The following is a 4893-nucleotide window of genomic DNA, read 5'->3' on the forward strand; positions in this document are numbered from 1 at the left end:
GCCGATGAACACGATGACGGAGGCGAGCACCGGCGCCTTGGCGAAGGGGCGCACGACGATCCGCTCGATCGCGACCCCGCCGAGAAACGAGACGACGACGGTGACCATGAAGGCGCGCCAGTACGGCCAGCCGAGATCGGTCAGCTTCCAGGCGAAATAGGTCGAGAACATCGCCATCTCGCCCTGGGCGAAGTTCACCAGCTGCGTCGCCTGGTAGATCATCACCAGCGCGAGCGCCATGATCGCATAGACGCCGCCGAGGGCGAGACCGGAGGCCAGCTGGTGAAGGAACTCGTTCACGCGCTTAGCCTTTCAGTAGCCGAGGTAGGCGCGGCGCACCGCGTCGTCCGTCCTGAGCGTCTGCGAAGGTCCGCTCATCGCGGCCCGTCCCGTCTCGATCAGCACCGCATGGTCGGCGAGATCGAGCGCGAGCGAAGCGTTCTGCTCGACGATCAGCATGCTGACGCCTTCGTCGCGGTTGATCGCGGCGAGGATGCGGAAGATCTCCGCCACCACCATCGGCGCGAGGCCGAACGACGGCTCGTCTAGCATGAGGAGCGCCGGACGCATCAGGAGCGCGCGGCTGATGGCGAGCATCTGCTGCTCGCCGCCGGACAGCGTGCCGGCCTGCTGCCGCCGCCGCTCTGCAAGCCGGGGGAAATAGTCGAACATCCGGTCGAAGTCCCGCCGCACGGCGTTCCGGTCGGAGCGGACATAGGCGCCGAGCCGAAGGTTCTCCTCGACGGTCAGATCGGTGAAGGTGCCGCGCCCGTCGGGCACGTGGGCGACGCCGAGACGGGCGATCGCCTCGGTCGACAGGGCACCGATCGGCTTGCCGCTGAGACGGATGTCGCCCTGGCGGCGGATGAGGCCGGAGAGCGCCCTGAGCGTCGTCGTCTTGCCGGCGCCGTTCGCGCCGAGGAGGGCGCTCACCCCGCCCTCCCCAACGTGAAAATCGAGGTCGAACAGAGCCTGAATCGGCCCGTAGAACGCTCTGAGACCGCGGACTTCGAGGATTCGGCTCATGTCGCGGTCCCCAGATAGGCGCGCACCACCTCGGGATGGGAGCGCACCGCTTCCGGCGTCCCGTCGGCAATGACTCGGCCGAATTCCAGTGCGACGACCTGGTCGGAGACGCGCATCACGAGGTTCATGTGATGCTCGACCAGAAGCACGGCGAGGCCGCGCCGGTCGCGGATCGCGCCGATCTCATCGGCGAGCGAGTCGACCTCCTCGTGATTGAGCCCGGCCGCCGGCTCGTCGAGCAGCAGCAGCTTCGGCTCGATCGCCAGCGCCCGGGCGAGTTCGACGCGCTTGCGCACGCCGAAGGGCAGCTCGCCGACCGGCCGGTCGGCGACGCGCCCGAGGCCGAACTCCTCGATCAGCGCGTCCGCCCGTTCCGCGATCCGCCGGCCCTCGCGCGCGGCGAAGGGCAGCGCCAGCGCGTTGGCGAGAAAGCCGCCGCGCGCCAGCGCATGCGCGCCGACGCGCACGTTGTCGCGGGTCGTCATGGTGGGAAAGAGCGCGACGTTCTGGAACGTGCGGGCGATCCCAAGGGCGGCCATCTCGTGCCGGGAAAAGCTGGCGAGCGGTCGGCGGTCGAACAAAATCGCGCCGGAATGCGGGTCGTAGAGGCGGGAGATGCAGTTGAACAGGGTCGTCTTGCCGGCGCCGTTCGGGCCGATGAGGCCGCAGATCGCGCCGCGCGCAACAGCGAAGCTGACATCCTGCAGCGCGGTCACGCCGCCGAAACGGATGGTGACGCCGTCGACCGCGAGCAGTGCGGCGTCGTGACGGCTTCCGTTTCCGGTCTCGGCGTTCGCCTCGGCCAGCTCCATGGATCTTCCGTTCCCTCTCACCGGTCTTTCCGCCGATTCCGCGCGGCAGCATCGACGTTTCCGCCAGCCTTGTCACCTGCTTATTGGGACGATTTTGCGGCCGGGGAAAGGCCGCTTGTCACGGGCGGCGCTCGAGAAACGCCAGCACGCCCGCCTTGTAAACCTTGTCGCCGACCGCGAGATTGTGGTCCCGGCCCGGGATGTCGAGCGCCTCGGCGTTCGGCATCATGGCCGCGAGCTTATGCGGATCGCCCGCGACGTCGTCGCGTGTGCCGACCGCGACCAGCGTCGGGACGGCGATCGCCGCCATGCCGTTCTCGCTGACGGTCTGGCGCGAGCCGCGGATGCAGGCGGCGAGCGCCCTGCGGTCGCTCTTCGTCTGGTCGGCAAAGGCGCGAAACATGCGCTGCATCGTGTCGGAAAGGTCGGCGAGTGAAGGCGCCTCCATCGCGTCGGCGATGCCCACGGGCAAGCCGACGCCGTGCACCAGCCTGTCGCCGAGCCCGCCGAAAACCAGCGAACGGACGAGCGCCGGCTTTCCCAGCGCGAGGAAGGCGGATATCCGGGCGCCCATTGAGTAGCCCATCACGTCCGCGCGCTCGATGTGAAGATGCGCGAGCAGATTGGCGGCGTCGCGCGCCATCAGATCGGAGCGGTAGTCGTGCGGCGCGTAAAGTTTTTGGCTCGCGCCGTGGCCGCGATTGTCGAGCGCGATCACCCGCCGCCCGGCCCTGCTCAGGGTTTCGACCCAGCGGGGACCCACCCAGTTGATGCGATGGTTCGAGGCGAAGCCATGGATGAGGAGGATCGGCTCGCCGCGATCCGTCCCCGCGGGCGGGACGTCGATATAGGCGATGTGAACGCCGTCGGAGGAGAATGTTTTCAGCATCGCCGCCGATATGGCCGGATTCCGCGCGCGACGCCAGACTGGCGCCGGGACGACGCGCCGGACGCCCCCGCGATCTAACGCGTGAACATCCGTCGGACCATGCGCATCATCGCGGGCGCGCCGAGGAGCCGCCGCAACGGGACGTATCGGCGCGCGTCAGGTCCGGCGAGGTAGCGCAACCGGTCGGACGGATCGATGGCCGCCGCGTAGATCACCTCGGCGACGAGCTCCGGCGGGCTCGAGTTCTGCGTGTACTTCGTCCGCGACGCCCTCACCTTCTCCATGAATCCGGCGTAGTCAGGGAGGCGGGAGATGTCCCACACATCGGCGGACCGCCCGCCGAATTCGGTCTTGATCGCGCCGGGTTCGATGAGCCTCACCCTGATCCCGAAGGTCCCCAGTTCGTACCACAGGCCTTCGGACAGGCCTTCGATGGCAAACTTGGTCGCGTTGTAGACGCTGAAGGCCGGGACGGTCATGATCCCGCCGATCGACGACACGTTGATCACGGTCCCGGAGCGCCGCGCGCGGAAATGGGGCGCCACCGCCTGCACGCAGGCGATGAGGCCGAACACGTTGACCTCGAACTGCCGAATGATCTGCTCGCGCGTTCCCGCTTCAAGCGGACCGAACGCGCCGTAGCCGGCGTTGTTGAGCCAGACGTCGATCTGCCCGAACGCCGCAACCGCCTCGGCGACGGCCCTCGGCGGGCTCTCCGGGTCCTGCACGTCGAGCGCGACGAGCTTCATCCGCTCCGACGGCTGCAAATCGGTTTCCGCCTCGGGGCGGCGCATCGTCGCGACGACGTTCCAGCCGTTCTCGTGAAAGAGCCGCGCGCTCGCCTTGCCGATGCCGCTGCTCGCGCCCGTGATGACGATGGTCTTCGCACTGTCCCCAGGCATTCCAATCTCTCCACAATGCCGCGCCGGCGCCTTACCGGGACTCGACCACCCTCAGGTACCGGTCGCGGTAGGCGTCGAGCACGACGGCGAGCACGATCACCGTGCCGATGACGATCGGCTTGACGTTGTCGCCGACCCCGAACAGTTGCAGCCCGGTCGACAGCACCTGGATGATGCACGCGCCCACCAGCGTGCCGATGATCGAGCCCTTCCCGCCCGCCAGACTCGTCCCGCCGATGATGACCGCCGCGATGGCGTTCAACTCGTAGCCGACCCCGGCGATCGGGCTGCCGACGTTGAGCCGCAACAGATAAACCATCGCCGCGACGCCCGCGGTCAGACCGCTGATGACGAAGGCCGCAATCTTGTAGGTGCGCGGATTATGGCCGGAAAGGCGCACCGCCTCCTCGTTCGTGCCGATGGCGTAGATGAACCGTCCAAACACGGTGAAGCCGAGGACGAACCATCCGATCAAAATCACGCCGACGGCGATGAGAAAGATCGAGGGAAAGACGCCGAACACGATGAGATTGCCGAAATCGATGAACGGCTGCGGCAGGCCGGTGATGGTTGCATTGTTGCTGACGACACGCGCCGCGCCGCTGGCGACGTTGAGCATGCCGAGCGTGACGATGAAGGAAGGAACCTTCCACTGCTCGACGACGAAGCCGTTGACGAAGCCGCATAAGCCCCCGACGCCCATGCATCCGAGCAGCGCGAGCGGAATCGAGACGGCGAACGGAAGACTCGCGTTCGTCATGATGAGCGCGCCGACCACCGTGCATAACGCGAGCACCGAACCGACCGAGAGGTCGATGCCGCCGGTCAAAATGACGAAGGTCATCCCGGACGCGAGCACCGTGTTGATCCCGATCTGGACGAAGATCTTCAAAAAGTTCTCGGGCGTGGCGAAATTGGGCGCGGTCAGCGAGAAGAAGATCACGATCAGGACAAGCGCGACCGCAACGCCCGCCTCGCGCAGGCCGAAGCGCAGAATGTCGTTCCAAAGCGCGGCGGCGCGACGGCCGCGCGCGCCCTCAGCAGCTTCGCTCACGTCCCATAGTCCTCATAGGCCATCGACAGAATGCGATGCTGGTCGAACTCGCCTCTCCCGACCTCGCCGACGATTCTGCCTTTCGCGAACACCAGAATGCGGTGGCAGATGGCGATCAGCTCGGGCAGGTCGGAGGAGATGAACAAGACGCCGCGTCCCTCGGCGGCGAGCGTCCACAAGAGGTCGTAGATTTCCGCCCGCGCGCCGACG

The 4893-nt window shown here is 67.2% G+C and carries 6 protein-coding genes and 1 pseudogene; all 7 read right to left on the reverse strand.

From position 1 onward, the window contains the following. On the reverse strand, window positions 1–300 hold a 300-nt coding region (locus tag ACLP25_RS18235), incomplete at its 3' end, for an ABC transporter permease subunit (RefSeq protein WP_442470588.1). A 12-nt stretch (window positions 301–312) separates the two neighbouring features. After that, window positions 313–1026 carry an ABC transporter ATP-binding protein gene (locus tag ACLP25_RS18240; RefSeq protein ID WP_442470589.1) on the reverse strand — a complete coding sequence of 238 codons (714 nt, stop codon included), beginning with the start codon at window positions 1024–1026 and terminating at the stop codon, window positions 313–315. Further along, window positions 1023–1838 carry an ABC transporter ATP-binding protein gene (locus ACLP25_RS18245; RefSeq protein ID WP_442470590.1) on the reverse strand — a complete coding sequence of 272 codons (816 nt, stop codon included), beginning with the start codon at window positions 1836–1838 and terminating at the stop codon, window positions 1023–1025. The genes ACLP25_RS18240 and ACLP25_RS18245 overlap by 4 nt, the downstream gene beginning before the upstream one ends. 118 nt (window positions 1839–1956) lie before the next feature. Continuing rightward, the gene (locus ACLP25_RS18250; protein ID WP_442470592.1) at window positions 1957–2724 is read right to left on the reverse strand and encodes an alpha/beta fold hydrolase; all 768 of its coding nucleotides are present in this window, start codon (window positions 2722–2724) and stop codon (window positions 1957–1959) included. A 77-nt stretch (window positions 2725–2801) separates the two neighbouring features. Then, the gene (locus tag ACLP25_RS18255; RefSeq protein WP_442470591.1) at window positions 2802–3629 is read right to left on the reverse strand and encodes an SDR family oxidoreductase; all 828 of its coding nucleotides are present in this window, start codon (window positions 3627–3629) and stop codon (window positions 2802–2804) included. 31 nt (window positions 3630–3660) lie between these two features. After that, the gene (locus tag ACLP25_RS18260; RefSeq protein WP_442470593.1) at window positions 3661–4626 is read right to left on the reverse strand and encodes an ABC transporter permease; all 966 of its coding nucleotides are present in this window, start codon (window positions 4624–4626) and stop codon (window positions 3661–3663) included. Between the two features lie 53 nt (window positions 4627–4679). Beyond that, window positions 4680–4893: pseudogene (locus ACLP25_RS18265) on the reverse strand (D-xylose ABC transporter ATP-binding protein); the annotation flags it as partial.

Origin of the sequence: Roseiarcus sp. (assembly GCF_052145395.1) — a bacterium.
In the GTDB taxonomy this organism is placed as follows: Bacteria; Pseudomonadota; Alphaproteobacteria; order Rhizobiales; family Beijerinckiaceae; genus Roseiarcus.